Genomic DNA, 14906 nt, shown 5'->3' on the forward strand with positions numbered 1-14906 from the left:
GCTGCAGGGGATCCTGTTCTTGGGGTCCTGTTATTTTGCGTTTTTGCGAATGGCGCTGGGTTCGATATTGACCCTTACCATGCCTTCGAAAGTTACGACACGTCCCTTATCTGTCATTCGCAGCTTCTGCGCAATGATCGATCCGCCCTTCATGCTGATGGCAATCGGTTGTTTCGTCTCCATTTCGCCGGCATTGATGTCCAGATAGGCGGACTGGAAATCGGCATTGACGCCATTATTCATGGAAATCGTGAACGGGGCGTTCATGTCGAGCGTATTCGCGCCGCGGTCGTAGATACCGCTCGTCGCATCGACCGTGGCGATCAGCGTATCGTTGACCGGCATCTCGGCGTGAATGGTCTCGAGTGTGATCAGGTTCGGGTTGGCGATATCCTGAAGCGCCCGCTCAGCCTTCATCGAATAGCTGATATCCTGCTTGTTGCGGCCGGAAATCGCCGGGTTCTGCATGACGATCTTGCCGTTCTCGATCGTGGCCGTCTCGAGCTGCAGCTCTTCGGGCAGGAAAGCGCGCACGAAGGAAACGGCGACGAAGATCAGCGCAACCGCGCCGGCGATGAGCGGCAGCAGGACTTTCAGGCGCCTTACGCGCGCCGAATGCCGCGCCGCCGAAGCATAGGCATCGGCAGAGCTCGTACCCACATCGGCGAAGATTGCGGGGGATCGGGCTTCGTTCAGCATCAAGGGCCTGTCAGTTTCCTCTGACCTCGGGCAGTCCGAGGGACACATATACATACATCGGCGTAAGCCACGGCGAATATGGTTATCTTGCTGCCGCCCGGCAATGGAGCGGTGCAAACTTTGCATTGTAAGACAATCCGGCCGCACTATTTCAATCCGCCGGGCATGCTCTACTCCATGCCGCGTCAAACCCCAAGGGGTTTCATGCAGCAACCCGCGTCGGCCCGGCGTGTATTCCCGTGCGTCGCGTTGCAGACTGCCCTAGCTTGCCGCGTCTCAGGCGGATAGCATGTTCCGCGGGAAACTGACAGAACCCCTTACCACAAATCGGAGACACCCATGGACGAACTCGCCATTGCCGACCGCCGCAGCCTGCGCAGAAAGCTGAGCTTCTGGCGTTGGGCGGCGGTGGCCGTTCTCGTAGCCGGCGGCCTCGCGCTGTTTGCCTTTTCAGGCTGGGGCGACGTGACGGAGCGTGCGCGCGATCACGTCGCGCGCGTCGCCGTTACAGGTCTTATCCAGGACGACCGGGAGCTGGTCGAGCGGCTGGAGCGGATCGCCGACAACCAGTCCGTCAAGGCGCTGATCGTGACGATCTCGTCGCCGGGCGGCACCACCTATGGCGGCGAGGTCATCTACAAGGCCATCCGCAAGGTCGCCGAGAAGAAGCCGGTGGTCTCGGATGTGCGCACGCTTGCCGCGTCGGCCGGCTATCTGATCGCCCTTGCAGGCGACCGGATCGTTGCCGGGGAGACCTCGATCACCGGCTCCATCGGCGTCATTTTCCAGTATCCGCAGGTCAAGACCCTCATGGACAAACTCGGCGTGTCGCTTGAATCGATAAAATCGAGGCCTCTCAAAGCCGAACCGTCGCCGTTTCATCCTCCGAGCGACGAGGCGAGAGCCATGATTCAGGCGATGATCGACGACAGCTACGGATGGTTCGTCGATCTGGTGGCCGAGCGGCGCAAACTGCAGCGGCCGGAAGCGCTGGCCCTTGCCGATGGCCGGATCTTCACCGGGCGGCAGGCGCTGGAAGGCAAATTGGTGGACGAGCTCGGCGGCGATGATGAAATCAGGGCGTTTCTGGCCGAACGAAAGGTCTCGAAGGACCTTCCCGTCCTCGACTGGGAAGCGCCGAGCGGCGCGCTGTCCTTCGGCCTCGGATCGTTCCTGGCCGAAGCGGTCAAGGCGTTGGGATATGAGGCTTTTCCGACGATGAAGAGCCTCGAAAAGACCGGCCTGGACAAGTTGTTTCTTGACGGTCTTGTTTCGGTTTGGCAGGTTGAAGGGCATTGAGGAAGGCACGTGTGCTAGCCGCGTCACGAGGCCGTAGCTCCAGGCGAGCCTTCCCGAATGCGCAAACGCAGACAAAACAAGCCAAAAAAACCAAGGGGGGCGAACGTGATCAAGTCAGAGCTGGTGCAGATTGTGGCGGCGCGCAATCCGCATCTCTACCACCGCGATGTCGAAAATATCGTCAATGCGGTACTCGATGAGATCACGGACGCGCTTGCTGCCGGCAACCGGGTGGAGCTGCGCGGTTTCGGCGCATTCTCGGTCAAGAACCGGCCATCGCGGTCCGGCCGCAACCCACGCACCGGCGATTCCGTCTTCGTCGAAGAAAAGTGGGTGCCCTTCTTCAAGACCGGCAAGGAACTGCGTGAGCGGCTCAATCCGGGGATGAACGACAACAATAACGGTGAAGACGACTGACGAACGAGGCGCACAGGGATAGGCGCCTCTCGCGCGGGCGCCGAGTTCCGCACATCGTGCGGCTCTCCGCCTCATAAGCGTGTCGAAACAAGGCGGCCCGCTTTATGTCACTATTCGTATGCATGTCGTTGCCGCGAAGCCGCCCCACAATTCCGGGCGACATGCATTAACATTCTGGTCGGAGCGGGTGCATGCTCAAGAAACTCATCAATATCGTCGTCTTCGTGCCGCTCGGAGTGCTGCTGATCGTCCTGAGCGTGGCCAACCGCCAGACGGCAACGCTTGCGCTGAATCCGTTCAATCCCGCCGACAGCGTGCTTTCGATCTCGGCTCCGTTTTTCGTATTTCTCTTTCTCGCCGTCATTGTCGGTCTCGTGCTCGGCGCTGCCGTGACCTGGTTCACCCAGGGAAAATATCGGCGTCGCGCGCGCAACGAGGCCCATGAGGCGCTGAAATGGCATCGCGAGGCCGAAAAGCAGCGCGACCAGGCGGAGAAGCTGGCGACGCAAGCGAGCCTGCCCGCGCCGCAAGGCTGAGGATCGGTGCTGAACGCGTTCCGAGCCCTCAGCTCGCCGCCTCGGCCTTGCCGCTGACGGCCAGGTTGAAATCCGCGAAGAATTGCTGGGCGAGCTTGCGCGCCGTCGAATCGACGAGGCGCGAGCCAAGCTGGGCAAGCTTGCCGCCGATCTCCGCCGTGACGTCGTAGCGCAGCACGGTTTCCGCGCCCTCGTCCAGTAGCGTGACGTCGGCGCCGCCCTTGGCAAAGCCTGCTATTCCGCCCTTGCCCTCGCCGGATATGGTGTAGCTCGCGGGGGGATTGAGGTTCGACAGAACGACCGTGCCGTTGAAGGATGCGGAAACGGGGCCGATCTTGATCTTGACCACGGCCGCAAGCTCGGTTGGCGATTTCAATTCAAGAGACTGGCAGCCGGGAATGCATCGCTTCAGAATGTCCGCATCGTTCAGGCCACGCCAAACCGCGTCTCGGTCAGCCGCGATACGTTCCTCTCCGCTCATATTCATGCCGGTCCTCCCGTCCACTCTTGTTGGCGATCTTCGCAATCGGAAACGCCTTTGCCAAGAGCACCGGCGATGCTATTTGCAGGCTGAACATGCTACGGACGTGGCGAAGGCGCGTAAAACCGGTCGAGAGTGGCTGCGCCGAATGGTTGAACGAAGTCCAAGGATCAGCGCGTGAAGGAAAAAGACCGGCGATCGAAGAACGCATCGGTGACGGCGGCAAAAAGCCGGGGCGCCGAGGCGCGCGGCGGCCGCCACGAGCAAAGGCTGCCGCCCGCAAAAGGCGCCGGGCCCAGGACGAAGGGCGGGTCCAGGGCGAAGACCGGGCCCAAGACAGCGGCAGGAGGGCCGCCGCCGGAAACGGCGCCGCGCAAGCGCGAGCGGCCGTCCGTCCAGGAGAGTGCTCCGACGCGGCGCATCGAGCCGAGAAGCGGCGAGAAGCCGGCCGAGAGGGTGCCGCTTATCCTCGAGACCGCCGCTGCTGCGGGCTATCATCTGGTCGACAGCGGTGATGGGGAGAAGCTCGAACAATACGGCCCCTATCGTATCGTCCGCCCCGAGGCACAGGCGCTTTGGCCGAAGGCCCTGCCGGCATCGATATGGGAGCGGGCCGATGCCGTCTTCACCGGCGATACCGAAGAGGACGGCATGGGGCGTTGGCGTTTTCCGGGCGAGGTGCTCGGCGAGACCTGGCCGATGCAGCTCCTCGATACGGATTTCCTCGGCCGGTTCACCTCCTTCCGCCATGTCGGCGTCTTTCCGGAACAGCTCGCCCACTGGTCGTGGATGCGCGACCAGGTAGCCGCAGCCGGCCGGCCTCTGAAGGTTCTCAATCTTTTCGGCTATACCGGCGTCGCCTCGCTGATCGCCGCCAAGGCGGGCGCGGAGGTCACGCATGTCGATGCCTCCAAAAAGGCGATCGGCTGGGCGCGCGAGAACCAGGTCCTGGCGCGCGCCGAGACGTTGCCGATCCGCTGGATCTGCGACGACGCCATGAAGTTCATCCAACGCGAGGAGCGGCGCGGCAGCCGTTACGACATTATCCTCACCGACCCGCCGAAGTTCGGCCGCGGTCCGAACGGCGAAGTATGGCAATTGTTCGATCACCTGGCCGCGATGCTGCACATCTGCCGCGAGATCCTGTCGCCGGACGCCCGGGGCCTCGTGCTCACCGCCTATTCGATCCGGGCGAGCTTCTATTCGATCCACGAGCTCATGCGCGAGACCATGCGCGGGCGTGGCGGTCGGGTGGAATCGGGCGAACTCATCATCCGCGAGGGCGGCCTCGACGGCACTGCACCGGGCCGCGCACTCTCCACCTCTCTCTTCAGCCGCTGGGTGCCGAAATGATCAACGACAGAAGCGACCACGGCACGGCACGCGTCGGGCAGGTGAAGGAGGTCACCAGCCTCACCAATCCGATCGTCAAGGATATCCGGGCCCTGACGCAGAAGAAGCATCGCGACGAGACGCGCTCCTTCATGGCCGAGGGGCTGAAGCTCGTCATCGACGCGCTCGATCTCGGCTGGAAGATCAAGACGCTCGTCTATGCCAAGGCGGCGAAGGGCAAGCCTCAGGTCGAGCAGGTGGCCGCGAAAACGGTCGCCAGAGGCGGGCTCGTCCTCGAAGTCAACGAGAAGGTGATCTCCACCATCACACGACGCGACAATCCGCAGATGGTCGTCGGCATCTTCGAGCAGCGCTACTCTCCGCTCAAGGATATTCATCCGCAGCAGGGGGAGACCTATGTGGCGCTCGACCGCGTGCGCGACCCGGGCAATCTCGGCACCATCATCCGCACCGCCGATGCGGCCGGGGCTTCCGGGATAATCCTGGTCGGCGAAACCACGGATCCCTTTTCGCTCGAGACCGTGCGGGCAACCATGGGTTCGGTTTTCGCCATGCCGATCGCGCGGGCGAATACGGATGATTTCATACGCTGGCAGAGAGCGGCCGGCGTTCAGGTGGTCGCGACCCATCTGGCGGGTTCCGTCGACTATCGCACGATCGACTACAAATCGAAGCCGGTCGTGCTTCTGATGGGCAATGAACAGGCGGGCCTGCCTGTGGAACTCGCGCGCGAGGCTGGCGCACTCGCCCGCATTCCGCAGGCGGGGCGTGCCGATTCGCTCAATCTCGCCATCGCGACCGGCATCATGCTGTTCGAGGCTCGGCGCCACCTCCTGTCTCTGGATGGCGGCCGATGAAGGAGGAGCAGACACTTTTCTCGCGGCCGCTCCCGATCGCGCTCTTCATTCTGGTCGCGCTCGCCGCCGACCAGTTCGTCAAATATCTGGTGGAGGCGTATCTGCCGTTCCAACAGGGCGTGCCGGTCGTGCCGATGCTCGCCCTCTACCGAACCTACAATTACGGCGTCGCCTTCTCGATGCTCTCCGGCATGGAGGGGTGGTTCATCGTCGGCATCCGGCTGGCGGTCGTCACCTTCGTGCTCTGGCTGTGGCGCCGCACGCCGAAGGACCGGTTCTTTGCCCATCTGGGCTACGCGATGATCATTGCCGGGGCGCTCGGCAATCTCGTCGACCGGCTGCTCTTCGGCTATGTCATCGACTATATCCTGTTCTACACGGCCACCTGGTCCTTTGCCGTCTTCAACCTTGCGGACAGTTTCATCACCGTCGGCGCCGGCGCGATCATTCTCGATGAACTGCTGCAGGCGAAAAAGGAGCGTTCCCTAAAACTTTAGGCGTCGGCTGAAGGCATTCGGAAGGCTTGCCGTGCTAGTCCGCGGGCATGAGCGAGCGGATGTTTCGAGAGCGGATGAGGGCTGGCGCGGACACGGGGTCGGGAGCCGGCAGGACGGCATCAGCGGCACCCGCGGTGAAGCTCGGCGCCGCCGTCATCTGGCAGCGCCGGTCGTTGGGCTACCCTTCCGCAGGGCCGCCGGGCGCGCGCATCGCTTATGCTCTCGCCGGCATCGTTGCGGCAATGCTGCTCCTCGCCGTCGGTGCGAGCGCGGGTCTGCACCTGCTGCCGGCGATCATCGCGGCTGGCGGCATGGCCGGCGCCTTCCTGCTCTTGTCCGGCCGCGACGAGGCGTCCGGGAAGTGGGTCGTCGGTGCCGGCGAGACTGCGCAGGACCCCGCACGGCATGGCATTGAACCCGCGGCGCTTGCAACGATCCATGACGCCATGGGCGATCTCGCCATCGTCCGCGACCCTGATGGCAGGATCGTGCAGGCCAATGGCGCCTTCCATGAGCTTTGCGGATGCGCGGACGCGCGAGGGCTGACCTGCGCGGAGCTGGGATTGCGCTTTGAGCCGAAGCCGGGCCCAGGCCGCTACTTTGTGCATATCTATACGCCCGCGGGCACGCGGCTCTACGACTGGCACGACGTGCATGTCCGCGACCCGGCGCGCGGCCGGTTGATGCGCCACAGCATCGCTCGCGATGTCACCGAGGAAATGCTGGCGGCAAGCCGGAGGGAGGAGGCGCGGCGGCGCGCCGAGGAGGCGAGCCGGGCGAAGTCCCGTCTGCTTGCCACCGTCAGTCACGAAATCCGTACCCCGCTTTCCGGCATCCTCGGCATGAGCCGGCTCCTTGCCGAGACGCGATTGTCGGAAGAGCAGAAGAACTATCTCGCCGGCATGCAGCAGTCCGGCCACACCCTGGTTCAACTGGTCGAGGACCTGATCGATTTTTCGTCGCTTGCCGCCGGACGGTTCCAGCTGCGCCCGTCGCATGAGGATCTGCGCCAGACAGTCGAGAACGTGGTCGAGATGCTTTCGCCCCGCGCGCACGAGAAGAACATCGAGATCGGCGCAACGGTCGCCATCGAGGTACCCGAGCGGATGCTCTTCGATGCGGCGCGCCTGCGCCAGGTGCTGTTCAACGTGGTCGGCAACGCGGTGAAATTCACCGAGAAGGGCGGCGTCTTCGTCTCCGTCGATATCGAGAACGGCTCCGTGCGCATCCGGATCGACGATAGCGGCCCCGGCATGTCCGCCGACGAGCTCGCGCGCGTTTTCGAAGAGTTCGAGCAGGCAGGCGATGACGCCCAGCGTGCCAAAGGCACCGGGCTCGGCCTCGCGATATCCCGGCGGATCATGGAGGCCTTCGGCGGCAGCCTGACCGCCACGAGCATGTCCGGCGAGGGAAGCCGGTTCGAGATCCGCTTCCCGTTGGCTGGCGCCGGTCTCTCGACCGTTCCCGTTCGGCGCGGCATTCTGGCGGGTGCACAGGTGCTCGTCATGGCACCCGAGGGGCCCTCCTCGGCCGCGCTTGCCGCCACGATCCAGACGCTGGGCGGTACGTGCCATCAGGCTTCGACACTGGCAATCGCAGAACGGGTCGCCGCCGGCGCGCTCGGCAATCGGCTGCCGCTGACGGATGTCATCGTCGATCACCGTCATGCGGCGCAGTTTCGCGAGCTTCTTGCTCGCGAGCCGGCGATCGCCGGCCTGCGTTTGCGCAGAACCTATCTCATCAGCCCCGAGGAGCGCGCAAGCCATCCGGTGAGCCGGCTCGGCGGCTATGAGGCCTGGCTGATCCGCCCGCTTCGAGAGAGATCGCTGGTCGAGGTGCTGCTCGGGCGGCTCAGAGGAATGGAAAAACGCGACGCGATCAACGACAACAGACCGGTGTTGCGGGAGGAGCCGGCGTCGGCGGTTGCGACGGCGGACATTCGCGCCATCCTGCTTGCCGAGGACGACCCTGTGAATGCACTCGTCCTGCGGTCGGTTCTCAGCCGTACAGGGCGTGCCGTCGATCACGTCGGCGACTTCAAGACGCTCGAAGCCGCACTCCGCTCGGCCGGTTCCGCCCCGCCGCTGATCGTCACCGACCTCAACATGCCGGGCGGAGATGGTCTCGACGTGCTCCGGCGTCTTCGTGAAGCGGAGGCCGCGGGAGGCAGGCGGCGGGTGCCGGTCCTCGTCCTGACCGCGGACGCGCGCGGCGATCTCGACGAGCGCCTTCGAGCCGCGGGAGCGGACGCCGTGCTGGCGAAACCCGCCGACCCGCAGCGGCTCCTTGCCGAAGTCACCCGCCTCATGGATCCCGTTACGAATTAGAATCCCTCGCTTCGGGGCACCGGGCCGGCTCGGGGTTGTATACGGCCCCGGTGTCACTATGTTGTTGCAGAAACGTGGTCTAAGCCCGGCAGCAATGACGGTTCGGGATGACACGATATGACGATCGAACTTCTGGATTCGATGGGCGTGGTTGACACCTCCAATGCTTACATCCGCAAGGCAGTTGCGGCTCCGGCTGGCGATGTTCTCGGACGGATCGCCAATCTCGAGACCCGCCTTGCCCGTTCGGCAGCCGAGGTCGATGCGGCGCAGGCAGTACGCTACAGGGTGTTCGTCGAGGAGATGAAGGCGCAGGTGGCGCCCGAGGCCGGCCGACGCAAGCGCGACATCGACAGCTGGGATGCGATCTGCGACCACCTGCTGGTCCTCGATACATCCATCGAGGGCGATGCGGAGGAGCAGATCGTCGGAACCTACCGCCTGCTGCGCCAGGACGTTGCCGAGCGGACCGGCCGCTTCTACTCGGCTTCGGAGTTTGCGATAGGCGAACTTCTTTCGCGTCATCCCGACAAGCGCTTCATGGAACTCGGACGTTCCTGCGTGCTGCCGGAATATCGCACCAGGCGCACGGTCGAACTGCTGTGGCAGGGCAATTGGGCCTATGCGCTGAAGCACGGGATCGATGCCATGTTCGGCTGCGGTTCGTTTCCGGGCGTGGTTCCCGAAGAGCACGCGCTCGCGCTCTCCTTCCTGCATCATAACGTCCGGGTCCGGGACGAGTGGGCGGTTTCCGCCCGGCGGGAGCTTTACCGGACGATGGACCTGATGCCTGCGGAGGCGATCAACCCGAAGAAAGCGCTCGCCGCGCTACCGCCGCTGATCAAGGGCTATATGCGGCTCGGAGCAATGGTCGGCGAGGGGGCGGTGGTCGATCAAGCGTTCCGCACTACCGACGTTCTGATCGTCCTGCCGATCAGCAATATTTCCGGCCGTTATCTGAACTATTACGGCGCCGATGCGGGGCGTTTCTCCTCGTCGGTGTCCTGATCGTCTACCGCCGCACCTCGAATTTTCATGACGGAAGCATATTGAACCATAAAGGAGAACATTCGCCGCTCTGCCTGCGAGGGTAGCTCCGCGAGCAAATCTCGACTTTTCATCACGAACGAAATTGGTCAGCAATGATGCATTGAGCCCGCCTCCGTTCCCGGGAAGCGGGCTCTTGTTTGAGCGCTCGCGCGATCTTGAGGCTTGCTCCAACCATCGCCTGTCGACGTGGCAAAAGTCGAAGTGTCAGCAGCTTTCCGACTCTCCGCCGACCCGCGTCACGTCCCGGCGTTATAGGCAGCGATCGCGGCCAGGTTGACGAGGTCGGAGTCCTTTGCCGACATGGAGGCGATCTGGACCGACTTGTCGAGGCCGACCAGCAGCGGGCCGATCACGGTGGAGCCGCCCAGCTCCTGGAGCATCTTCGTCGAGATCGAGGCCGAGTGGAAAGCCGGCATGACGAGCACGTTCGCGGTGCCGGAAAGCCTGCAGAACGGATATTGCTCCATCACCCGCGCATTGAGTGCCACGTCGGCGGCCATTTCGCCGTCATATTCGAAATCCACACGGCGCCGGTCGAGGATTTTTACCGCCTCGCGTACCCGCTCCGAGCGTTCGCCGGAAGGGTGGCCGAAGGTCGAATAGGCGAGCATCGCCACCCGCGGGACATAGCCCAGCCGCTTGGCGAGGCCGGCCGCTTCCTCGGCAATATCCGCCAGCTCCTCGGACGTCGGCATGTCGTGCACCGCGGTATCGGCGACGAGCACCGTACGGCCGCGGCAGAGCGCAATGGACACGCCGATCACCCGGTGGCCGGGCTTTGGGTCGATGCAGCGGCGCACGTCTTCGAGCGCGGTCGAATAGTTGCGCGTAAGGCCCGTCACCATGCCGTCCGCATCGCCGAGCGCCACCATCGAGGCGGCGAAATGGTTGCGGTCGGTATTGATCAGACGCTGCACGTCGCGGAAGAGATAGCCCTTCCGCTGCAGGCGCGAATAGAGGAAATCGGTATAGGCGCCGACGCGCTTCGACAGGCGCGCATTGACGATTTGAATGCCGGCGCGGTCGAGGTCGATGCCTTCGCGCTCGGCGGTTTCGCGCATCACTTCCTCGCGCCCGAGCAGGAGCGCCGTGCCGAGCTGCTGGTTGGCATAGGCGATCGCCGAGCGCATCATCTGCACTTCCTCGCCTTCGGCAAAGACGATCCGCTTCGGCTGGCGGCGAACGCGCTCGACGATGCGCTGCAGCGTCGAGGCGATCGGGTCGCGCCGCGCCGAAAGCTGCTGTCCATAGGCCTTGAGGTCCTCGATCGGCTTGCGGGCGACGCCCGTCTCCATGGCCGCCTTTGCAACAGCCATCGGGATCGCCGAAATGAGGCGCGGATCGAAGGGCACGGGAATGATATACTGCGGCCCGAAGCGCGGGCGGTTGCCCTGATAGGCAGCGGCGACGTCGTCCGGAACGTCTTCCTTGGCGAGATTGGCGAGCGCTTCCGCCGCGGCGATTTTCATCGCATCGTTGATCGTCGAGGCGCGCACGTCGAGCGCGCCGCGGAAGATATAGGGGAAGCCGAGAACGTTGTTGACCTGGTTCGGATAGTCCGAGCGGCCGGTCGCGACGATCGCGTCGTCGCGGATCAGGGCCACTTCTTCGGGCGTGATTTCCGGATCGGGATTGGCCATGGCGAAGATGATCGGCCGTGCGCCCATGGAGCGGACCATGTCGGCGGAAAGCGCGCCCTTGGCCGAAAGGCCGAAGAATACGTCGGCGCCGTCAAGTGCCTCGGCGAGCGTCCTGCGGTCGGTCTCGACCGCATGGGCGGACTTCCACTGGTTCATGCCGTCGGTACGGCCCTTGTAGATGACTCCCTTGGTATCGCAGAGGATAATGTTCGCCGGGTTGAAGCCCATCGCCTTGATGAGCTCGATGCAGGCGATCGCCGCCGCGCCCGCGCCGTTGCAGACGAGCTTGGCCGTCTTGAAGTCGCGGCCGGTCAGGGTCAGCGCGTTGACGAGGCCTGCCGCGGCGATGATCGCGGTGCCGTGCTGGTCGTCATGGAAGACGGGAATGTCCATGACTTCGCGCAGCCGCTGCTCGATGATGAAACAGTCCGGCGCCCTGATGTCCTCGAGATTGATTCCGCCGAAGGAGGGGCCGAGAAAGCGGACGCAGTTGATGAATTCGTCGACGTTTTCGGTATCCACCTCGAGGTCGATCGAATCGACGTCGGCGAAGCGCTTGAAGAGGACGGACTTGCCCTCCATGACGGGCTTCGAGGCGAGTGCGCCGAGATTGCCGAGGCCGAGGATCGCCGTGCCGTTGGAAATCACCGCAACCATGTTGCCGCGAGCCGTGTAGTCGTATGCCGTCGCCGGATCGTCGGCGATCGCCTTGACTGGAACGGCGACCCCGGGCGAATAGGCAAGCGAAAGGTCGCGCTGCGTCGCCATCGGCTTGGTCGGCGAGATTTCCAGTTTTCCGGGGCGACCTTGAGAGTGAAAATCGAGCGCTTCCTGCGCCGTGACGCTGGTCATTGCGCGGTCGGTCTTGTCGATACCCGGCATGTTTCCTCAACCTCCTGTGGGCGACCCTCCTGGTCAGCCTCTTTGTTGTTGTCGTCTATAAATGCTTGCGGATAGTGTGACATCTCTTTTTTTGGAACAATCATGAATTTCCTGATGGATGCATCGAACCGTTCGGGCGACGTCCTTTCCGTGTCCGATCTCGCAAGCGAGGAGAGCCGCTCCACTGCCACGCCGATGATGGAGCAGTTCATCGAGATCAAGGCGAACAATCCGGATTCGCTCCTGTTCTACCGCATGGGCGATTTCTACGAGCTGTTCTTCCAGGATGCGGTCGAGGCCTCGCGCGCGCTCGGTATCACGCTGACGAAACGCGGCCAGCACATGGGGCAGGAAATTCCGATGTGCGGCGTGCCGGTGCATGCGGCCGACGATTACCTGCAGAAGCTGATCGCATCCGGCTACCGTGTCGCCGTCTGCGAACAGGTGGAGGACCCGGCCGAAGCGAAGAAGCGCGGCAGCAAATCGGTCGTGCGCCGCGATGTCGTGCGCCTGGTGACGCCGGGAACGATCACCGAGGAGAAGCTGCTCTCGCCTTCGGAATCGAACTATCTGATGGCGCTGGCGCGCATCCGGAGCGGCTCGGAGCCGGCCTACGCCCTTGCCTGGATCGACATTTCGACGGGCATCTTCCGCCTCGCCGAGACGGCGGAGAGCCGCCTGCTAGCCGACATATTGCGCATCGAACCGCGCGAGCTGATCGTGCCCGACACCGTCTTTCACGATCCCGATCTCAGGGCCGTCTTCGACGTGCTCGGGCGCGTCGCGGTGCCGCAGCCGGCCGTCCTCTTCGACAGCGCGACGGCGGAGGGGCGCATTTCGCGCTACTACTGCGTCGGGACGCTCGACGGTTTCGGCAGCTTCTCGCGCGCCGAGCTCGCGGCCGCTTCGGCGGCGGTCTCCTATGTCGAGAAAACCCAGCTCCAGGAGCGCCCGGCGCTCGGCATTCCGGAAAGGGAAAGCGCCGCCTCGACACTCTTCATCGATCCGGCGACCCGCGCCAATCTGGAACTCGCCAAGACGCTTTCCGGCTCCCGGGACGGCAGCCTGCTCAAGTCGCTCGACCGTACGATGACGAGCGGAGGCGCCAGGCTGCTCGCCGAAAGGCTGATGTCGCCGCTGACCGACCCGGAGCGAATCAACCAGCGGCTGGATTCGATCGAGGTGCTGGCCGATCAGCCGCGGTTTACGACGGATGTTCGCGACGCTCTTCGCAGGGCGCCGGACATGCCGCGGGCCCTGTCGCGGCTCGCGCTCGGCCGCGGCGGCCCTCGCGATCTCGGTGCCATCCAGGCGGGCATGCGGGCCGCGGCGGCGATATCGGCGCTCCTTACGGGCGCCGAGCTCTCGGCGGAGTTGACCGAAGCGCGCAACACGATCGCGGCCTTGCCGGGGGAGTTGCTCGCGCGCCTCGACGCAACCCTTGCCGAGGAACTGCCGCTTCTGAAACGCGACGGCGGCTTCGTCCGCGAGGGCGCGAGCGCCGAACTCGACGAGATGCGGGCGCTGCGCGATCAGTCGCGCCGCGTGGTCGCAGGGCTGCAGCTGCAATATTGCGAAGAAACCGGCATCAAGTCGCTGAAGATCAAGCACAACAACGTGCTGGGGTACTTCATCGAGGTGACCGCCGGCAATGCCGGATCGATGACCGACAGCGATGCCGGCCGCGCCCGCTTCATTCATCGCCAGACCATGGCGAATGCGATGCGCTTCACAACGACCGAGCTTGCCGAGCTCGAAACGAAGATCGCCAATGCCGCGGACCGGGCGCTGGCGATCGAGGTCGAGACCTTCGAGGCCATGACGCGCGAGGTGGTCGCCGAGGCCGAGGCGATCAAGGCGGCAGCGCTGGCGCTCGCGACGATCGACGTCTCGGCCGGGCTCGCGGTGCTTGCGGAGGAGCAGAATTATACGCGCCCTACGGTCGACCGCTCGCGAATGTTCGCGATCGAGGGAGGACGCCACCCCGTCGTGGAGCAGGCCTTGCGGCGCCAGGCTGCCAATCCTTTCGTCGCCAACGGCTGCGATCTTTCTCCGCCGAACGGCGAGCAGGGCGGCGCGATCTGGCTCCTCACCGGTCCCAATATGGGCGGCAAGTCGACTTTCCTGCGCCAGAACGCGCTGATCGCGATCATGGCCCAGACGGGATCCTTCGTGCCCGCGGCCGCCGCGCATATCGGCGTGGTCGACCGGCTCTTCTCGCGCGTCGGCGCTTCGGACGATCTCGCCCGCGGGCGCTCGACCTTCATGGTCGAGATGGTCGAAACGGCGGCGATCCTCAACCAGGCGACGGACCGCTCGCTGGTGATCCTCGACGAGATCGGGCGCGGCACCGCGACCTTCGACGGCCTGTCGATCGCCTGGGCGGCGGTCGAGCATCTGCATGAGGTCAATCGCTGCCGCGGGCTCTTCGCGACCCATTTCCACGAGCTGACCGTACTCTCCGAAAAGCTCGTGCGGCTGTCGAACGCGACCATGCGCGTCAAGGAATGGGACGGCGACGTCATATTCCTGCACGAAGTGGGCCCGGGCGCAGCCGACCGCTCCTACGGCATCCAGGTCGCCCGCCTTGCAGGCTTGCCGCCGTCGGTCGTCGCCCGCGCGAGGGATGTGCTCGCCAAGCTCGAGGATGCCGACCGCAAGAATCCGGCGAGCCAGCTGATCGACGACCTGCCGCTGTTCCAGGTCGCCGTCCGGCGAGAGGAGGCGGCGAGGGCATCGTCGGGTCCTTCGAAGGTCGAGGAGTCCCTGAAGGCGCTCAACCCGGACGACATGACGCCGCGCGAGGCGCTCGACGCGCTTTACGCGCTCAAGAAGGAGCTTTCCAACCGCTGATTTCGCCGGGCTATT

At 64.3% G+C, this 14906-nt stretch carries 12 protein-coding genes; 9 read left to right on the forward strand and 3 right to left on the reverse strand.

Features of this window, described 5'->3' with window-relative positions; genetic code table 11:
- Positions 1-30 precede the first annotated feature (30 nt).
- Positions 31-699 (reverse strand): LPS export ABC transporter periplasmic protein LptC, encoded by a 669-nt coding sequence (lptC, locus tag BHD07_RS03790; protein ID WP_324762782.1) that lies wholly within the window; start codon positions 697-699, stop codon positions 31-33.
- Between the two features lie 339 nt (positions 700-1038).
- Between lptC and sppA the strand changes: the two genes are divergently transcribed.
- The 3 genes from sppA (at position 1039) to BHD07_RS03805 (ending at position 2951) form a co-directional block, all read left to right on the forward strand.
- On the forward strand, positions 1039-1998 hold the full coding sequence (gene sppA, locus BHD07_RS03795; protein ID WP_100669771.1) for a signal peptide peptidase SppA: 960 nt from the start codon (positions 1039-1041) through the stop codon (positions 1996-1998).
- 105 nt (positions 1999-2103) lie between these two features.
- A complete protein-coding gene (locus BHD07_RS03800; protein ID WP_003527713.1) occupies positions 2104-2415 on the forward strand; it encodes an integration host factor subunit beta in 312 nt (103 codons plus the stop codon).
- 191 nt (positions 2416-2606) lie between these two features.
- Positions 2607-2951, forward strand: a complete 345-nt coding sequence (locus BHD07_RS03805) for a DUF1049 domain-containing protein (RefSeq protein WP_100669770.1) — start codon at positions 2607-2609, stop codon at positions 2949-2951.
- Between the two features lie 28 nt (positions 2952-2979).
- Here the strand turns inward: BHD07_RS03805 and BHD07_RS03810 are convergent, their stop codons facing one another.
- The gene (locus BHD07_RS03810) at positions 2980-3438 is read right to left on the reverse strand and encodes an SRPBCC family protein (RefSeq protein WP_018093993.1); all 459 of its coding nucleotides are present in this window, start codon (positions 3436-3438) and stop codon (positions 2980-2982) included.
- Positions 3439-3609: 171 nt separating this feature from the next.
- Here BHD07_RS03810 and BHD07_RS03815 point away from each other — a divergent pair, with 171 nt between their 5' ends.
- From BHD07_RS03815 to BHD07_RS03835, 5 genes are all read left to right on the forward strand, one after another.
- Positions 3610-4785 carry a class I SAM-dependent rRNA methyltransferase gene (locus tag BHD07_RS03815; protein WP_100669769.1) on the forward strand — a complete coding sequence of 392 codons (1176 nt, stop codon included), beginning with the start codon at positions 3610-3612 and terminating at the stop codon, positions 4783-4785.
- Positions 4782-5642 (forward strand): TrmH family RNA methyltransferase, encoded by an 861-nt coding sequence (locus BHD07_RS03820; protein WP_100669768.1) that lies wholly within the window; start codon positions 4782-4784, stop codon positions 5640-5642. The genes BHD07_RS03815 and BHD07_RS03820 overlap by 4 nt, the downstream gene beginning before the upstream one ends.
- The gene (lspA, locus tag BHD07_RS03825) at positions 5639-6139 is read left to right on the forward strand and encodes a signal peptidase II (protein ID WP_100669767.1); all 501 of its coding nucleotides are present in this window, start codon (positions 5639-5641) and stop codon (positions 6137-6139) included. Before BHD07_RS03820 ends, lspA begins: the two co-directional genes overlap by 4 nt.
- A gap of 47 nt (positions 6140-6186) precedes the next feature.
- Positions 6187-8466, forward strand: a complete 2280-nt coding sequence (locus BHD07_RS03830; RefSeq protein ID WP_198516589.1) for a PAS domain-containing hybrid sensor histidine kinase/response regulator — start codon at positions 6187-6189, stop codon at positions 8464-8466.
- A 117-nt stretch (positions 8467-8583) separates the two neighbouring features.
- Entirely contained in the window at positions 8584-9474 is an 891-nt protein-coding gene (locus BHD07_RS03835; protein ID WP_338277771.1) for a GNAT family N-acetyltransferase, read from the forward strand.
- A gap of 278 nt (positions 9475-9752) precedes the next feature.
- Here the strand turns inward: BHD07_RS03835 and BHD07_RS03840 are convergent, their stop codons facing one another.
- Entirely contained in the window at positions 9753-12038 is a 2286-nt protein-coding gene (locus BHD07_RS03840; RefSeq protein ID WP_100669765.1) for an NADP-dependent malic enzyme, read from the reverse strand.
- Between the two features lie 102 nt (positions 12039-12140).
- Here BHD07_RS03840 and mutS point away from each other — a divergent pair, with 102 nt between their 5' ends.
- Positions 12141-14891: a DNA mismatch repair protein MutS gene (gene mutS / locus BHD07_RS03845; protein ID WP_338277773.1), complete on the forward strand. Its 2751-nt coding sequence runs from the start codon at positions 12141-12143 to the stop codon at positions 14889-14891.
- Positions 14892-14906: the final 15 nt, after the last annotated feature.

Source organism: Sinorhizobium sp. KGO-5, assembly GCF_036245905.1.
In the GTDB taxonomy this organism is placed as follows: Bacteria; Pseudomonadota; Alphaproteobacteria; order Rhizobiales; family Rhizobiaceae; genus Sinorhizobium; species Sinorhizobium meliloti_A.

What these genes read in the sequence shown, in the direction of transcription:
- BHD07_RS03830 (WP_198516589.1), top strand. Translation starts at nt 6,187, where the DNA reads ATGAGCGAGCGGATGTTTCGAGAGCGGATGAGGGCTGGCGCGGACACG.
- mutS (WP_338277773.1), top strand. Translation starts at nt 12,141, where the DNA reads ATGAATTTCCTGATGGATGCATCGAACCGTTCGGGCGACGTCCTTTCC.
- lptC (WP_324762782.1), bottom strand. Translation starts at nt 699, where the DNA reads ATGCTGAACGAAGCCCGATCCCCCGCAATCTTCGCCGATGTGGGTACG.
- lspA (WP_100669767.1), top strand. Translation starts at nt 5,639, where the DNA reads ATGAAGGAGGAGCAGACACTTTTCTCGCGGCCGCTCCCGATCGCGCTC.
- sppA (WP_100669771.1), top strand. Translation starts at nt 1,039, where the DNA reads ATGGACGAACTCGCCATTGCCGACCGCCGCAGCCTGCGCAGAAAGCTG.
- BHD07_RS03840 (WP_100669765.1), bottom strand. Translation starts at nt 12,038, where the DNA reads ATGCCGGGTATCGACAAGACCGACCGCGCAATGACCAGCGTCACGGCG.
- BHD07_RS03805 (WP_100669770.1), top strand. Translation starts at nt 2,607, where the DNA reads ATGCTCAAGAAACTCATCAATATCGTCGTCTTCGTGCCGCTCGGAGTG.
- BHD07_RS03835 (WP_338277771.1), top strand. Translation starts at nt 8,584, where the DNA reads ATGACGATCGAACTTCTGGATTCGATGGGCGTGGTTGACACCTCCAAT.
- BHD07_RS03810 (WP_018093993.1), bottom strand. Translation starts at nt 3,438, where the DNA reads ATGAATATGAGCGGAGAGGAACGTATCGCGGCTGACCGAGACGCGGTT.
- BHD07_RS03820 (WP_100669768.1), top strand. Translation starts at nt 4,782, where the DNA reads ATGATCAACGACAGAAGCGACCACGGCACGGCACGCGTCGGGCAGGTG.